14 protein-coding genes are annotated in these 13,837 nt (G+C 65.5%); 6 read left to right on the top strand and 8 right to left on the bottom strand.

The annotated features are described in order from the left end of the window. Position 1 precedes the first annotated feature (1 nt). From ACTIEY_RS11915 to ACTIEY_RS11890, 6 genes are read right to left on the bottom strand one after another with little or no spacing between them, the layout of a single operon-like run. A complete protein-coding gene (locus ACTIEY_RS11915) occupies positions 2–1,486 on the bottom strand; it encodes a sugar ABC transporter ATP-binding protein (RefSeq protein WP_439519312.1) in 1,485 nt (494 codons plus the stop codon). Next, a complete protein-coding gene (locus ACTIEY_RS11910) occupies positions 1,483–2,661 on the bottom strand; it encodes a Gfo/Idh/MocA family protein (RefSeq protein WP_439519311.1) in 1,179 nt (392 codons plus the stop codon). Before ACTIEY_RS11910 ends, ACTIEY_RS11915 begins: the two co-directional genes overlap by 4 nt. After that, on the bottom strand, positions 2,658–3,728 hold the full coding sequence (locus ACTIEY_RS11905) for a sugar phosphate isomerase/epimerase family protein (RefSeq protein ID WP_439519310.1): 1,071 nt from the start codon (positions 3,726–3,728) through the stop codon (positions 2,658–2,660). The genes ACTIEY_RS11910 and ACTIEY_RS11905 overlap by 4 nt, the downstream gene beginning before the upstream one ends. 45 nt (positions 3,729–3,773) lie before the next feature. Continuing rightward, positions 3,774–5,141, bottom strand: a complete 1,368-nt coding sequence (xylA, locus tag ACTIEY_RS11900) for a xylose isomerase (protein ID WP_439519309.1) — start codon at positions 5,139–5,141, stop codon at positions 3,774–3,776. A gap of 43 nt (positions 5,142–5,184) precedes the next feature. Further along, on the bottom strand, positions 5,185–6,666 hold the full coding sequence (gene xylB / locus ACTIEY_RS11895; RefSeq protein WP_439519308.1) for a xylulokinase: 1,482 nt from the start codon (positions 6,664–6,666) through the stop codon (positions 5,185–5,187). Then, the gene (locus tag ACTIEY_RS11890; protein WP_439519307.1) at positions 6,663–7,709 is read right to left on the bottom strand and encodes a LacI family DNA-binding transcriptional regulator; all 1,047 of its coding nucleotides are present in this window, start codon (positions 7,707–7,709) and stop codon (positions 6,663–6,665) included. The genes xylB and ACTIEY_RS11890 overlap by 4 nt, the downstream gene beginning before the upstream one ends. Before the next feature lie 275 nt (positions 7,710–7,984). Here ACTIEY_RS11890 and ACTIEY_RS11885 point away from each other — a divergent pair, with 275 nt between their 5' ends. Beyond that, complete coding sequence (locus ACTIEY_RS11885; RefSeq protein ID WP_439519306.1) at positions 7,985–8,440, top strand: fasciclin domain-containing protein; 456 nt, start codon at positions 7,985–7,987, stop codon at positions 8,438–8,440. A 130-nt stretch (positions 8,441–8,570) separates the two neighbouring features. Here the strand turns inward: ACTIEY_RS11885 and ACTIEY_RS11880 are convergent, their stop codons facing one another. After that, complete coding sequence (locus tag ACTIEY_RS11880; protein WP_439519305.1) at positions 8,571–9,209, bottom strand: TetR/AcrR family transcriptional regulator; 639 nt, start codon at positions 9,207–9,209, stop codon at positions 8,571–8,573. Between the two features lie 205 nt (positions 9,210–9,414). Here ACTIEY_RS11880 and ACTIEY_RS11875 point away from each other — a divergent pair, with 205 nt between their 5' ends. The 4 genes from ACTIEY_RS11875 (at position 9,415) to ACTIEY_RS11860 (ending at position 11,885) form a co-directional block, all read left to right on the top strand. Beyond that, a complete protein-coding gene (locus ACTIEY_RS11875; RefSeq protein ID WP_439519304.1) occupies positions 9,415–10,041 on the top strand; it encodes a DUF5701 family protein in 627 nt (208 codons plus the stop codon). Positions 10,042–10,261: 220 nt separating this feature from the next. Further along, positions 10,262–10,933, top strand: coding sequence for an alpha/beta fold hydrolase (locus ACTIEY_RS11870; protein ID WP_439519447.1), 672 nt, complete (start codon positions 10,262–10,264; stop codon positions 10,931–10,933). 53 nt (positions 10,934–10,986) lie between these two features. Next, positions 10,987–11,418 (top strand): VOC family protein, encoded by a 432-nt coding sequence (locus ACTIEY_RS11865; RefSeq protein ID WP_439519303.1) that lies wholly within the window; start codon positions 10,987–10,989, stop codon positions 11,416–11,418. A 194-nt stretch (positions 11,419–11,612) separates the two neighbouring features. Then, entirely contained in the window at positions 11,613–11,885 is a 273-nt protein-coding gene (locus ACTIEY_RS11860; RefSeq protein ID WP_439519302.1) for a 2Fe-2S iron-sulfur cluster-binding protein, read from the top strand. A gap of 549 nt (positions 11,886–12,434) precedes the next feature. On the opposite strand, the gene ACTIEY_RS11855 is transcribed toward ACTIEY_RS11860, so the two are convergent. After that, complete coding sequence (locus ACTIEY_RS11855; protein WP_086123204.1) at positions 12,435–12,737, bottom strand: putative quinol monooxygenase; 303 nt, start codon at positions 12,735–12,737, stop codon at positions 12,435–12,437. A gap of 109 nt (positions 12,738–12,846) precedes the next feature. On the opposite strand from ACTIEY_RS11855, the gene ACTIEY_RS11850 reads away from it, so the two are divergent. Then, the gene (locus ACTIEY_RS11850) at positions 12,847–13,809 is read left to right on the top strand and encodes a helix-turn-helix domain-containing protein (protein WP_086123203.1); all 963 of its coding nucleotides are present in this window, start codon (positions 12,847–12,849) and stop codon (positions 13,807–13,809) included. Positions 13,810–13,837 lie beyond the last annotated feature (28 nt).

The raw sequence follows: 13,837 nt of genomic DNA, 5'->3' as shown, positions 1-13,837 counted from the left end.
TTCAATGTGTTCCAGTGGCGTGAGCAATGAGCGCCTCTTCGGTCAGGTGGTCGGCGTCCAGCGTGGACTGCACGGCGCCCGCGCGCATCACCACCACGCGGTGGCACAGGCCGATCAGCTCCATCAGCTCGGAGGAGATCACCACCACGCCGCGGCCTTCCGCCGCGAGGCGCTGGACCAGGAAATAGATGTCGCGCTTGGCACCCACGTCCACGCCGCGCGTGGGTTCGTCGAGCACCACCACGCGGGGGTTGGGCTGCAGCACCTTGGCCATGGCCAGCTTCTGCTGGTTGCCGCCCGAGAGTGAGCCCGCGGGCGCATCCAGCGAGCCGGTGCGGATGCCGAAATCGGCCACCGCCTTCTCGAGGGCGCGGCGCTCGGAACTCGGGTCGAGCATCGGTCGGGCGTGCCGGTCCAGGTCCATGAGCGTCAGGTTCTCCTGCAGGGACATGCGGATGTGCAGGCCGCAGCCCTTGCGGTCTTCGCTCAGGTAGGTCAGGCCCTCGTGCGCGGCCTCGCGCGGGTTCTTGAAACGCACCACGCGGCCGGCCAGTTGCATCTCGCCGGCGCTCACGGGTCGCAGGCCCAGCAGGCCTTCAAAGAGCTCGGTGCGACCCGCGCCCACCAGCCCGGCAAAGCCCAGGATCTCACCGGGGCGAACGTCGAAGCTCACGTTCTTCGCCCAGCCGGGCACGGTCACGTTCTTCACCGACAGCAGCGGCTCGCCGGCAGGTGGTGCCACGCGCGGCGGGAACATGTCGGAGAGCTCGCGCCCCACCATCAGGTTGGCCATCTGGTGGCGGGTGTGTTCGGCCGTAGGCCCGCGCGCCACGAAGCGGCCGTCGCGCATCACCACGATCTCGTCCGTCACACGCTCCACTTCGTCGAGCTTGTGCGAGATGTAGATCACCGTCACCCCCTGGGCGCGCAACTGCGCAATGAGCGCGAAGAGGCGCTGCGTCTCCGACGGTGTGAGCGTGGCCGTGGGCTCGTCCATCACCAGCAGGCGCGCGTTGCGCGAGAGCGCCTTGGCAATCTCCACCAACTGCTTCTCGGCCACGATCAGATCGCGCGCCCGTGTATCGGGGTCGATGTCCAGCCCCACCTGCTGCAGCACATCGCGCGCGGCGCTGCGCATGCCCGACTCGTCCAGCAGCCAGCCCTTGCGCCGCTCGCGCCCCAGAAAGATGTTCTGCGCCACGGTCAGGTCGTCGGCCAGGTTGAACTCCTGGTGGATCAGCACGATGCCGGCTTCTTCCGCGTCGCGCGAGCTGGTGAAATGCCGCACCTGGCCGTCCACCTCCAGGCTGCCGCCGCTCAAGGTTTCGTAGCCCGAAAGGATCTTCATCAACGTGGACTTGCCCGCCCCGTTCTCGCCCAGCAGGCCGACCATGCGCCCGGGCGCGAGCTCGAAGCTCACGCCGTGCAGCACGCGCACCGGCCCGAAGTCCTTCACGACCTCGTTAAAGCGCACGCTGAGGCTCACGCAGGTACCTCCACCCATTGCCCACCCTGCTGCGACGAGCGCACGGCAGCTTCGATGAACGCCATGCCGTGCACGCCGTCCTCGATGGTGGGGAACACCACGTCGGGCGAGAGGGCAGACCCATCGCGCGCGGCGCGCAGGGCCTGCGCGATTTCGGCGTAGACCGTGGCAAAACCTTCCAGGTAGCCTTCCGGATGCCCCGAGGGCAGGCGTGAGACGCGTGCGGCGTCGGCATTGGCCGCGCCCGTGCCGCGCGAGACGATCTGCGTGGCCTGGCCGAACGGCGACCAGTGCAACTGGTTGGGGTGCTCCTGACGCCATTCGAGCCCGGCCTTGTCGCCGTAGATGCGCAGGCGCAGGCCGTTCTCATTGCCCGGTGCCACCTGGCTGGCCCAGAGCGCACCGCGTGCGCCACCGGCAAAGCGCAGCATGACCTGCACGTTGTCGTCCAGCGCGCGGCCGGGTACAAAGGCGCTGAGCTCCGCGCAGAGCGACTGCGTCTGCAGCCCGCTCACGAACGCAGCAAGCTGGTAGGCGTGCGTGCCGATGTCGCCAATGCAGCCACCCGCGCCAGCGCGCGCCGGGTCGGTGCGCCACGCGGCCTGCTTCTGCCCGCTGGATTCCAGCGGTTCGGTCAGCCAGTCTTGCGCGTACTCCACCTGCACCAGGCGGATCTTGCCCAGCGCGCCATCGCGCACCAGGCGGCGCGCGTGCCGCACCATGGGGTAACCGCTGTAGTTGTAGGTCACGGCCAGCAGCCGGCCTTTGGCCCTGGCCAGCTCGCGCAGGCGCTTCGCTTCGGCCAGGGTGGTGGTCACCGGCTTGTCGCAGATGACGTGGATGCCGGCTTCGAGAAACGCTTCGGCGGCCGGCGCGTGCTGGTCGTTGGGCGTGACGATGGACACCACCTCGATGCCATCCGCACCGCGCGCCGCTTCCCCGCGCGCCATGGTGCGGAAATCGGGGTACGCGCGCGCCAAGCCCAGCGCCTGCGCCGAACGCAGGGCCTTTTCAGGTGTGGACGAGAGTGCGCCGGCCACCAGCTCGTAATGGTCGTCCAGGCGCGCAGCGATGCGGTGCACCGCGCCGATGAAAGCGCCTTCACCGCCACCCACCATGCCCAGGCGGATGCGGCGGCCCGCACCTTCCGCTGTGGAACCGGCTTCGATCGTCATTTCGAGGCCTCCTGCAGGCCGAGCATGCGGCGCAGTTGCGCGGGGTCGGTGTCGCCACCGGCGAAATCATCAAACGCCTTTTCCGTGACGCGGATGATGTGCTTGCGGATGAACTCCGCGCCTTCGGCCGCACCGGCCTCGGGGTGCTTCAGGCAGCACTCCCACTCCAGCACGGCCCAGCTGTCGTAGTTGTACTGCGCCATCTTGGAGAAGATGGCGCCAAAGTCCACCTGCCCGTCGCCGAGGGACCGGAAGCGCCCGGCGCGTTCCACCCACGGCTGGTAGCCGGAATACACGCCCTGGCGGCCGGTGGGGCGGAACTCGGCGTCCTTGATGTGCAATGCCTTGATGCGGGAGTGGTAGATGTCGATGAACTCGAGGTAGTCCAGCTGCTGCAGCAGGAAGTGCGACGGGTCGTAGTTGATGCAGCAGCGCGGGTGGTTGTTCACGCGCTCCAGGAACATCTCGAACGTGGTGCCGTCGAACAGGTCTTCGCCGGGGTGCAATTCAAAGCACACATTGCAGTCGGCGTCTTCGAACGCGTCGAAGATCGGCTTCCAGCGCTTGGCCAGTTCGTCGAAAGCGGCGTCGATCAGACCCGCCGGGCGCTGCGGCCACGGATACAGGAACGGCCACGCCAGCGCACCGGGAAAACTCACGTTGCTCTTCAGGCCCAGGCGCTGCGAGGCCTTGGCCGAGAGCTTCATCTGTTCCACCGCCCACGCCTGGCGCGCCTTGGGATTCTTGCGAAACGCCTCCGGTGCAAAACCGTCGAAGGCTTCGTCGTAGGCTGGGTGCACGGCCACGAGCTGGCCCTGCAGATGCGTGCCGAGTTCCGTGATGGCCACGCCGTTCTCGCGCGCCACACCGGCAATCTCGTCGCAGTAGGTCTGCGATTCAGCGGCCTTGTCCATGTCGAAGATTCGCTTGTCCCACGACGGGATCTGCACGCCCTTGAAGCCCAGGCCGCCGGCCCATTTCGTGATCGATGCCCACGAGTCGAACGGTGCGGTGTCGCTGGCGAACTGCGCGAGGTAGATGCCGGGGCCCTTGATGTTGGTGGCCATGTGTGTCGTCTCCTTGTTCTGCGATGTCTTGGTGTGTGACGGTGTTCAGAGGTAGCTGTTGACCAGGTGCTCCAGCCGCTCCTGCTGGGCCGAGCGCGGCTGCGGCTCCAGGCCGTCGGCCTCCACCTCTCGCGCCAGCGCGTCCAGCGAGCGTTCGCCGTTCAGGATGGCGCGGCCACGGGGCGAATCCCAGCCCTGGTAACGGCTCTCCACGTGGCGCTGCAACGCGCCATCCTGGATCATCTTTTCGGCCACCAGCAGGGCGCGTGCGCACAGGTCCATGGCGGTGGCGTGGGCCCACACCAGGTCGTCGGCGTCGATGGACTGGCGGCGCAGCTTGGCGTCGAAGTTCAGGCCACCCTGTCCGATGCCGCCGGCCCGCAGCACTTCGTACAGGGTGCTGGCTACCTGGGGCAGGTTGTTGGGGAACTGGTCGGTGTCCCAGCCCAGCATTTCGTCGCCCCGGTTCATGTCGAGCGAACCAAAGATGCCGAGCGCGCCCGCCAAGGCAATTTCGTGTTCGAACGTGTGGCCGGCCAGCAGCGCGTGGTTCTGCTCCAGGTTCACCTTCACTTCGTTTTCCAGCCCGTGCGCCTTCAGGAAACCGTACACGGTGCCCACGTCGTAGTCGTACTGGTGCTTGGTGGGCTCGGCTGGCTTGGGTTCGATGAGGATCTGGCCGGTGAAGCCGATCTTGTGCTTGTGCTCCACCACCAGGTTCAGGAAGCGGCCGAGCTGCGCCAGCTCGCGCTTGAGGTCGGTGTTGAGGAGCGTCTCGTAGCCTTCGCGCCCGCCCCACAACACGTAGTTCTGGCCCTTGAGTCGGTGGGTCATTTCCATCACGTTCTTCACCTGCGCGGCGGCGTAGGCGAACACGTCCGGGTCGGGGTTGGTGGCGGCGCCGGCGAGGTAGCGCCGGTTGGAGAACAGGTTGGCGGTGCCCCAGAGCAGCTTCACGCCGGTCTCGTCCATCTTCTGTTCGAACACGCCTTCGATGCGCTTCAAGTGTTCGTTCGATTCACGCAGCGTGGCGCCTTCGGGGGCCACGTCGCGGTCGTGGAAGGTGAAGAAGGGCGAGTCGATCAGGCGGAACAGGTCGAAGGCGACATCGGCCTTGTGGATGGCCTGCGCCATGGGGTCGCCGGCGCCGTGCCAGGGGCGCTGGAACGTGGGCTCGCCAAAGGGGTCGGTGCCACCCCAGCCGAAGCTGTGCCAGTAGCAGGTGGCAAAGCGCAGCTGGTCTTCCATGCGTTTGCCCAGCACCAGGCGGTTCTTGTCGTAGTACTGGTAGGCCAGCGGTTCGGATGCCGTGGGCTTGAAGCCTTCGCCCCGGAATGCAATGGGCTGGCGGAAGCTGAAGTAGCCATGGCGCTGGGCGCTGGCCACGGGTTCGGGTGCGAGGGTCTGTGTCATGGTGAGGGCGCTGTGAGCGTGTTGGGCGGTGGAAAGGGAAGGCTCATGCGGGCATGGCCGAGGGAATGGTCTGCAGGGGCGTGGCCACCTGCCGTGCCAGGCCGTACAGCGCCTGCCAGCGGAGATGGGCCTCGTCGTAGAGGGCCGCACGTTCGCGGCCGGGTTCGAAGCTGCGCAGCCGGCGCGGCTTGTCAAAGGTGCTGCCGCCGCCGGCCGCCGCGCGCGCCAGCCGCGCTGCGCCCAGCGCACAGCCGTGTTCGCCGCCTTCGATCTGGTGCAGCGGCATGCCCAGCACGTCGGCCAGCACCTGGCTCCAGCGCGCCGATCGCGCGCCGCCGCCCAGCAGGTCGGCCTCAGCGAGCCGGGTGCCGGCGGTGGCCAGCGCATCGCGCGCATCGCGAAACGCGAACGCCACGCCTTCCAGCACGGCCTGTGTCATGTCATGGCGCTCGGTGTCGGCCGAGAGGTGCAGGAAACCGCCGCGCACCGCGCTGTCGTTGTGCGGGGTGCGGTCGCCGTTCAGGTAGGGCAGGAACCAGCAGGGCGCGGGCCCGGGGTCGGCGTGGTCCAGTTCATCCAGCAGTCGCGCTTCGTTCGCCCCGGCGGTGCGCGCCCACCACGCCAGCGACGCCGCGGCCGAAAGCTGCACGCCCATCTGGTGCCACAAGCCGGGCAGGGCGTGGCAGAACGCGTGCACCCCCTGGCTGGCGGCGGGCGCGAAGCCCGCGGTGGTGGCCCACAACACGCCCGATGTGCCGAGCGACACGAACGCATCGCCCGCATTCACCGCGCCCACGCCCACGGCACCGGCCGCGTTGTCGCCAGCGCCACCCGCAATCACCGGGGCCACATTAAAGCCCCAGCGCGCCACCCATTCCGGGCGCAACTGGCCGGCCGGTTCGGTGCCTTCCACCAAACGCGGCATCTGCGCTTCGGACAGGCCGCACGCCGCCAGCAGCAGCGGCGACCAGCGGCGCTGCGCCACGTCCAGCCACAGCGTTCCCGAAGCATCCGACATGTCTTCCACGAACTCACCGCTCAATTTCCAGCGCAGCCAGGCCTTGGGCAGCAGCACGCGCGCCACCCGCGAAAAAATCTCTGGCTCGTGCTCGCGCACCCACATCAGCTTGGGCGCGGTGAAGCCCGCCATGGCCGGGTTGCCGGTGAGGCGGCGCAGGTTGAGCGCAGGCGCTTCCAGCTCGGCGCACTGCGCGCCGCTGCGCGCATCGTTCCAGAGGATGCAGGGGCGCAGCACGGCATGACCCGCGTCGAGCAGCGTGGCGCCGTGCATCTGGCCCGACAGGCCAATGCCTTTCACCGCCGCCAGCGCGCGCGGGTGCGCGGCGGCGAGTTCGTCCAGACACCGCTCGGTGGCACGCCACCAGTCTTCCGGGTCTTGCTCGGACCAACCCGGCTGCGGCCGCTGCACCGTGAGCGGCGCCGTGGCCGTGGCCAGCGTCGTGTCGCCGTCCAGCAGCAAGGCTTTCACGCCGGAGGTGCCCAGGTCCAGGCCGAGGGTGATCACGGCAGGTTGTCCTTCAGGTAAATGTCGATGCGGATGCGTTCCTGGTCCGCCAGCACCGGCTCTTGCGACCATTGCGCCAGCGCCACGCGCAGGGCCGAGCGGATCTCGTGGCCCGCGTCCTGGTTGATCACCGCGTCCATCGTGCCGCTGAGCAGCTCCGCGCGCGACACGGCTGTGAGTTCATGGCCGACGAACACCGTGTTCTGGTCGCGCCCCGCGCCGCGCAGCGCCTGGCAGATGCCGGCATTGCCCGCGCCCACGCTGTAGATGGCGGCCAGCTCCGGGTGATCGGCGAGCAACTGCACAGCCAGCGACTGGTTGCGCCCCGCGTCGTCCTGCCCCTCGAGCGGCGGCAGCACCGTGAGGTGCGGGTGCTCCTGCGCCATCACCTGGTTGAAACCGAAGTAACGCTCGGCGTGGTCGCGCAGCGAAAGGCTGCCCAGGATGATGGCCACCTGCGCCTTGCGCGAGCCCACGAAACGCCCAATGAGCGTGGCCGCCGTGCGGCCCGCCGCTGTGTTGTCGATGCCCACATAGTGCTGGCGCGTGGAAGAGGGCACGTCCGACACCAGCGTGATCACCACCGTGCCCGCCTGCGTGAGCTGGTCGATGGCCGAGCGCACCACCGGGTGATCGAGCGCCATGACCACCACCGCATCGCGCTGGCCCACCTGTGCCAGCAGCGCCTTGGCCAGCTCGCCGGGGTTGAACACGTTGACCGACAGCACCTCGGAGTCGATGCGCTGGTCGCGCATCCATTCGGCATTGGCCTCGATCTGCTCACCCAGCTGATCCACGAACCGGTTGTTGCCCGCCGGCAGCAGAAACGCCACCCGGCGCAGGCGCGAGCGCGCCAGCTTGGCCGCAGAAGGATCGGGCCGGTAACCCAGCCGCCGCACCGCCGCATTCACCCGAGCCACGGTCGCTTCACGCACCCCGGGCCGCTTGTTCACCACCCGGTCCGCCGTGGCCAGGCTGACCTGCGCATCCAGCGCCACGTCTTCCAGCGTGGCTCGCGCTTTGAGGGGGTTCCGGGCTTCCATGCCGGCATTCTGAGGTACGTACCTCAGAAATTTGCTAGGTGTTTTTACCGAGCTGGTCATTGGTCTGAGGTCCGTTACTCGGGTTGTGGTGGTGGAGGGTGAAGGGCGCTCCTCGACCGAAAAACCGTACAGAAAAGTATCCTTACAGACTAATCAGTCTATTTGGAGAATTTGGCGTTTAGTATTCGACCGCGATGACTCGCTGAAGGCGAATTCGCCAGCAACGCAGACAGTGCAATCGACCTCTACCTCAACCCTCTTGCAAGGACTTACCCATGAAAAAGCTGATCATTTCTTCCCTCGTGGCGTTTGCCTCGCTGGGCTCCGCCCAGGCTGCAGACATCGTGGACACCGCCGTTGCAGCCGGCTCGTTCAAGACGCTCGTCACCGCCGTACAAGCTGCCGGCCTGGTTGACACGCTCAAGGGTCCTGGCCCGTTCACGGTGTTCGCCCCAACCGACGAGGCATTTGCCAAGATCCCCAAGGCCACGCTGGACGCGCTGCTGAAAGACAAGGCGGCTCTCACCAAAGTGCTCACCTACCACGTCGTGCCCGGCAAAGTGATGGCCAAGGACGTGAAGGCGGGCCCCGTGAAAACCGTTCAGGGCAGCTCCATGACCGTGTCGACCACCGGTGGCGTCAAGGTGGACGCTGCCAATGTGGTGAAGACCGACATCGCGGCAGACAACGGCGTCATCCACGTGATCGACACGGTGATCATGCCCAAGTAAGAAGGCAGAGCCTGAAGAGCGCCCCGCCCATGCGGGGCGTTTTTTTTTTCTCTGGTTCAGCTCTGCTGCTGTGATTGCATGGGCGCTTTCCTGGATGAGCTCATTCGGGCCCATCCTGGAGTTCTTTTGCTCAATGACTGGATCGAGACTCCAGCAAGGCCTGAAGTCCCTGGATCAGACGTTCCAGGCCGAAATCGAACGAAATCGCAGGATCGGTCGTCCCGCCGTACTCAGCTCCGGCCTTCGCGCCAATCCTCACCGCCAGCGGGAAAACTTTCGGATCGACGAGTTCTTCGACGAAGCTGGAATGAAGCTTCCACCATTCCTCATCAGAGTGGCCCGTCGCCTGGCGAGCGACCCGACCCTCGACCGCTCTGCTCGCGGCGCCCCGCACATAGTCGGACACGGCGGAGACCGTCAGATCCATCTCCAGGTCGGTGAGGCCTATGCCTGCTACCGCGTTCAACTCACGCTCGTACTTGGCGATCGAATAGGGTCCGAGTGACGCTCGATACATGGAGATCTCCAGCATCCACGGATGCCTCAGATACAGGTCCCATGTGTCGCGCGCCAACCGGCGAAGCCGGGTAGGCCAATCCCCTTCCGTCAGTTCCTGTGCGAGCTCTCCGTAGGCCAGTTCCAGTATCAGGTCGAGCAGCTCCGGCTTGCCAGGGACGTATCGATAAAGGGACATGGTCGACACGCCGAGCTCTTCTCCCAACGCGCGCATGGACAACGCTTCCAGTCCAGAGGCGTCTGCCAGGGACATCGCCGCAGCACCAATCATCTCGGGCGAAAGACTGGGCTTGCGACCTGGCTTCGGCGTCCTTGGCAAGCCCCAAAGCAGGGAGAGCGTCGCACGGGGGTCGCCCCTTCCGGAAAAGTGTGAAGACACGCGGACTCCTATCGGCCAGTTGACGAGCAGAAGCGAAAATGAGACCATCGCGTACATCGTACGCATACAAGGGAAGGCAATGAAATCATTCGATGAACAGGTCGATCAACTCGTGAAGTTGGGTTACCCGGAGATGCTGGATTGCACGGCCGAGGTGTTTCGCCAGCGCCTGTCCAGGTTGCGCGCACATCTGCCCGAAGGCGCTCCCGGCTTGAAAGTGCAGGAAGGGACGATCGGCTATGTCCTGATTATCAACAGTGCGGCTGCCCCCGTGGAGAAGACGCTCCCGCTCGTGGAGCGTGACGGGCGAACGGCCGTCGAGGGGCTGCGTCCTTGCACGCCAGCAGACTTCAGACCGATCGCCGATCTTCCGATTCCGGATGGGCAGGCGTATCTCCTGATGGACATTGATCGGGGCAACGAATCACTCAATGAAGTTCCCAACGCGGCCCACATGCAGATCAGGAGCGAAGGCCGATTTCCTCTGACCATTGAGGAAGGTGTCTCGGTGGTTACCCAGTACCCTGAGTTTCTTCAACCCAACCGCTGTTTCATGATGCTGGGCTCGCGAGGCTCTGACAAGCGTGTGCCCGCACTTTGGCTCAGTGCCAAGCGCCCGAAGCTGGGATGGTGTTGGGAAGGGAACCCGCATACCTGGCTGGGCTTCGCCTCGTGTCGGACTCGATCTCCCGCAGTGGAACTCTAGAAGTGCGCTTGCCGCAGCTTTCCGCCAGTACGTTGGAATCGAAATTCATGAATGTCCTCAACAGAAATGTGCACGCAGGTGGTGTAACCCTCGCCACACAGAGCTTCGGAACTGCTTCAAGCCCTGCAGTGGTGCTCGTCATGGGAGCGACGGCTTCCATGCTGGGTTGGCCAGACGAATTGTGTGTTGGCTTGGCTGAACATGACCATTTTGTCGTTCGATACGACCATCGCGATACCGGTCGTTCCACCACCTACCCACCCGGCGCCCCCCGTACGCTGTCGAGGACATGGTGGCGGATCTACTGACAGTGATGGATGCCTATGGCATCGAACACGCACACCTCGTCGGCATGTCGCTTGGCGGCCTCATTGCGCAGATCGCCGCCCGCACCACCCCCGATCGAGTGACCGGTTTGACGTTGATCGGCTCGGAGCCGCTGGGTTGGGACGGCGAAGCGCTGCCTCACATCGCACCGGTGTTTCTTGAACACTTTGCGACGCTTGCGAACCTGGACTGGTCCAAACCGCAGTTGGTCCGCGACTTCCTGATGAATGCGGAACGGTTGTGCGCGGGCTCGGGTCAGCCCTTCGATTTTGAGCGGGCGAACGCCCGGGTCGAGGCCGTCATGAGCCACTCCCCACAACTTGCCAGCGCCTACAACCATGGATGGGTGCAACTCCGCGACGACTGGACCGGGCAGTATCGCCAGATCACGAAGCCCACTCTCGTCATCCACGGCGAAGACGATCCCATCCTTCCAATAGAGAACGGCGAGGCTCTCGCTTCAGGCATTCCAGGCGCACGACTTCTGGTTCTGCCTGGCGTCGGGCACGAACTGCCGGTCAGGGTCATGCACACCCTCGTTGAGGAAATCTCGGCCCACGTCTAAGGGCCTGCTCAAGAGAACCTCAAGAGCTCCATTGCAACCCCGCGGACATACCCATGAACTTCAAGCCCCAGACTGCAAGCGTTGTCTACTACGTCAGCGACATCGAACGGACCGAGTCCTTCTACACCGACACCTTGGGCCTGAAACTTGAACGCATGGAAGGTGCCGAGCCTTTCTGGCTGCAAGGCAGGCTCGAAAACGGGCTGGAGATCGTCTTTTTCCAGCAAGAGGCCGTGCGCGGGAATACGCCAGCCCTCGTGTTCACGGTACCGGACGGCGGCATCGATGACGTGGTGGCAAACCTCGCGTCCAAGGGTGTCACGATCGTCACGCCAGTCACCGAGGCTCCAGGCGGCTGGAGCGCTGACTTTCTCGATCCGGACGGATTTGCGCTGGGCTTGTGGCAGTCACTAGAGTACCTACGGACGATTCAGCGCGCTTCTGCTGGGAGAAGCACAGGAGCTTCAGACACGTCGCCCTTCTGAGTGTCGTGTTGTCTTCGGTCAATTCAAGCCAGTTCGCCGGGGCATCTGGCAGTGTGACTCCAGGTCAAAGGTGCGCGCGGCTCAGTGCAGCGAGAGCACCAGGGCGCCGACGAAATCGTTGCCCGCGTCATACTTCCAATGCTCCAGCGTCATGCGCAAAAGCCCAAGCCCACTTCATTCCCTTATCCACGCGCATGACAAGCTTCCGCATCCGCATTGACGGCCAGACGGCAGACATCGAGGCCGACAGCGAGAGCAGCCTGTTTTCTGCGATGACGCGCGCAGGCATGGCATGGCCCGTGTCGTGTCGCAACGGCACTTGCCGCACGTGCCTGGCTCGGCTGCTGCAGGGCCAGGTGCGCTACGAGATGGCCTGGCCCGGCCTGAGCGCCGAGGAAAAAGCAGAGGGCTATTGCCTGCCTTGCGTTGCCCGGCCTGTGACGGATGTGGTGATCACCAAGGCTTGACTGGCGAGCCGAGCACGATTTCTCGACGTCGGCTTAAGACTGGACCCAGTCACTCGCGTTCGCGGCCCGAACGGCGGCTGCCGACACAACCGGTCGCTCGACCACTCCGGCCTTGATCGACTGCTCGAGGTTGACAGCCGTCATTCAAGGGTAGCCGAGTCAATCAAGCCCGCCGGTCGACGGGAGCCTTGATCGCGAGCGGCAGCTTTGACCAAGCGGGGAGGGCGGCCGACGACCCTGAACCGACATCCACGGCCCTGAATCCGGCGTCACGAAGCGGTCGGACCGGTACGCCGGCCGCCCCGTGGAGGGCACACACGGGTAGACGGTAGTCAGGGCGATAAAGGCGCAGCGCGCGGGTTGAGACCGTGCGGGCTAGCCGCCCGCTCCCACGGGCGGTTTGTGGCCGGGACTACTTCGACGCGGCCACCGCCGGCAAGAGCGGTTCAATTGGGATCGGTTTGAAGGAGCGGCCCACGAGGACAGGACCTCTTCATCCCGATCACTCAAGCCATACGGAGCTTCACATTTGCCGCCGTGGTCAGCTCGTCAGCCAGGCAATTTCGCCGCCAGCAGATCGATCCTCTCGATGTTCGGCGGTGTACTGAGCAAGGCGCCTGCGTTCGCCATCAACGCGGCGGCAATCGGGCCGTGCAGGTGAGCCTCGCGGCCGGCCTCGTCCGCAAAAGCGTCAAAGACGCCGAACGTCGATGGGCCGAACTTCAATGCGAACCAGGCGGTGGTGCCCGACTCGGCGTTGGCGAGCGGCAACGCGCCTCGCAGAAAGTCGGCAACGGCGGCTTCCTGGCCAGGCTTGGCTTCGAGGCGGACGAACAGGGCGAACTTGGTCATGGAGTGATCCTCTGGTTGAACGGGTGACAGCGTTGGCGCGTCCTAAGTCTCGGGCGCGGCGGCAGTTTCCGCGAGTGGCAGGAATGCCAACATTGATATCATTTCTGCCATGAATCTACACCTTCTTGTTCTCGATGGCGTGTTCGACCTGGGTCTTGCTGCACTCATGGACACACTGAGCACGGCCAATGAACTGGCGGGCTCGCTCGCACAGGCGCCGCCGCCCGTCGACGTCACGGTAGTCGGCGTTCGGCGTCGCGTGCGCACCGCGCACGGTCTGACGGTACCGGTCGTGCCAGTGCACCGCGTGCAGAACCCTGACGTTGTTCTGGTGCCCGCGCTCGGCGCCAAGATGCCAGACGCGCTCGCCGCGCGTCTCGCGCATGCGGACGTGGCCGACGCAGTCGTCGCGTTGCAGCAATGGTCAAGCGCCGGCGCGGCCACTGGCGCCGCCTGCACCGGCACCTTCTTGCTGGCGGAGAGCGCGCTGCTAGATGGCCAGCGCGCCACAACTTCGTGGTGGCTGGCGCCAATGTTTCGGCAGCGCTATCCGCACGTGGCGCTCGACGAGTCCCGCATGCTTGTGAGTTCGGCCGGCTTCACCACGGCCGGCGCCGCCTTGGCTCATCTCGACCTGGCATTGAGCGTCGTGCGCAGCCGTAGCCCGGCGCTGGCGGCTCTGGCGGCGCGATACCTGCTGGTAGAGGCCCGCGGCTCGCAAGCTGAGTTCGTGATCCCCGATCACCTAGCCCATGCCGACCCGGTGGTCGAGCGCTTTGAAGGCTGGGCCAGGCAGCAACTCGCGCACGGGTTCTCTCTCGCCGATGCGGCCGTCGCAGCGGGCGCCAGTGAACGCACCTTGGCGCGGCGCGTGCAAAGCGTGTTGGGCAAGACACCCCTCTCGTACTTCCAGGATCTGCGCGTCGAGCGTGCGGTGCATCTGCTGCGAACCGGCAGCCAGAGCGTCGACCAAATCGCCGCACAGATTGGCTACTCCGACGGTGTGACCCTTCGGGCCTTGTTGCGTCGCAAGCTGGGCCGCGGCGTGAGGGAGTTGCGCGCACGTGCATGATCGGCGCCGCGTGGTGCAGGTCGATGAA

It is taken from the genome of Hydrogenophaga sp., assembly GCF_051858985.1.
In the GTDB taxonomy this organism is placed as follows: domain Bacteria; phylum Pseudomonadota; class Gammaproteobacteria; order Burkholderiales; family Burkholderiaceae_C; genus Hydrogenophaga.
The sequence above is the reverse complement of the archived record's forward strand: the minus strand, read 5'-3'. Positions and strand labels throughout refer to the sequence as shown.

Excerpts from the sequence above, each read along its gene's own strand:
- ACTIEY_RS11910 (WP_439519311.1), bottom strand. The coding sequence starts at position 2,661 with ATGACGATCGAAGCCGGTTCCACAGCGGAAGGTGCGGGCCGCCGCATC.
- ACTIEY_RS11905 (WP_439519310.1), bottom strand. The coding sequence starts at position 3,728 with ATGGCCACCAACATCAAGGGCCCCGGCATCTACCTCGCGCAGTTCGCC.
- xylA (WP_439519309.1), bottom strand. The coding sequence starts at position 5,141 with ATGACACAGACCCTCGCACCCGAACCCGTGGCCAGCGCCCAGCGCCAT.
- ACTIEY_RS11890 (WP_439519307.1), bottom strand. The coding sequence starts at position 7,709 with ATGGAAGCCCGGAACCCCCTCAAAGCGCGAGCCACGCTGGAAGACGTG.
- ACTIEY_RS11885 (WP_439519306.1), top strand. The coding sequence starts at position 7,985 with ATGAAAAAGCTGATCATTTCTTCCCTCGTGGCGTTTGCCTCGCTGGGC.
- ACTIEY_RS11880 (WP_439519305.1), bottom strand. The coding sequence starts at position 9,209 with ATGTCCCTGGCAGACGCCTCTGGACTGGAAGCGTTGTCCATGCGCGCG.
- ACTIEY_RS11875 (WP_439519304.1), top strand. The coding sequence starts at position 9,415 with ATGAAATCATTCGATGAACAGGTCGATCAACTCGTGAAGTTGGGTTAC.
- ACTIEY_RS11865 (WP_439519303.1), top strand. The coding sequence starts at position 10,987 with ATGAACTTCAAGCCCCAGACTGCAAGCGTTGTCTACTACGTCAGCGAC.
- ACTIEY_RS11860 (WP_439519302.1), top strand. The coding sequence starts at position 11,613 with ATGACAAGCTTCCGCATCCGCATTGACGGCCAGACGGCAGACATCGAG.
- ACTIEY_RS11855 (WP_086123204.1), bottom strand. The coding sequence starts at position 12,737 with ATGACCAAGTTCGCCCTGTTCGTCCGCCTCGAAGCCAAGCCTGGCCAG.
- ACTIEY_RS11850 (WP_086123203.1), top strand. The coding sequence starts at position 12,847 with ATGAATCTACACCTTCTTGTTCTCGATGGCGTGTTCGACCTGGGTCTT.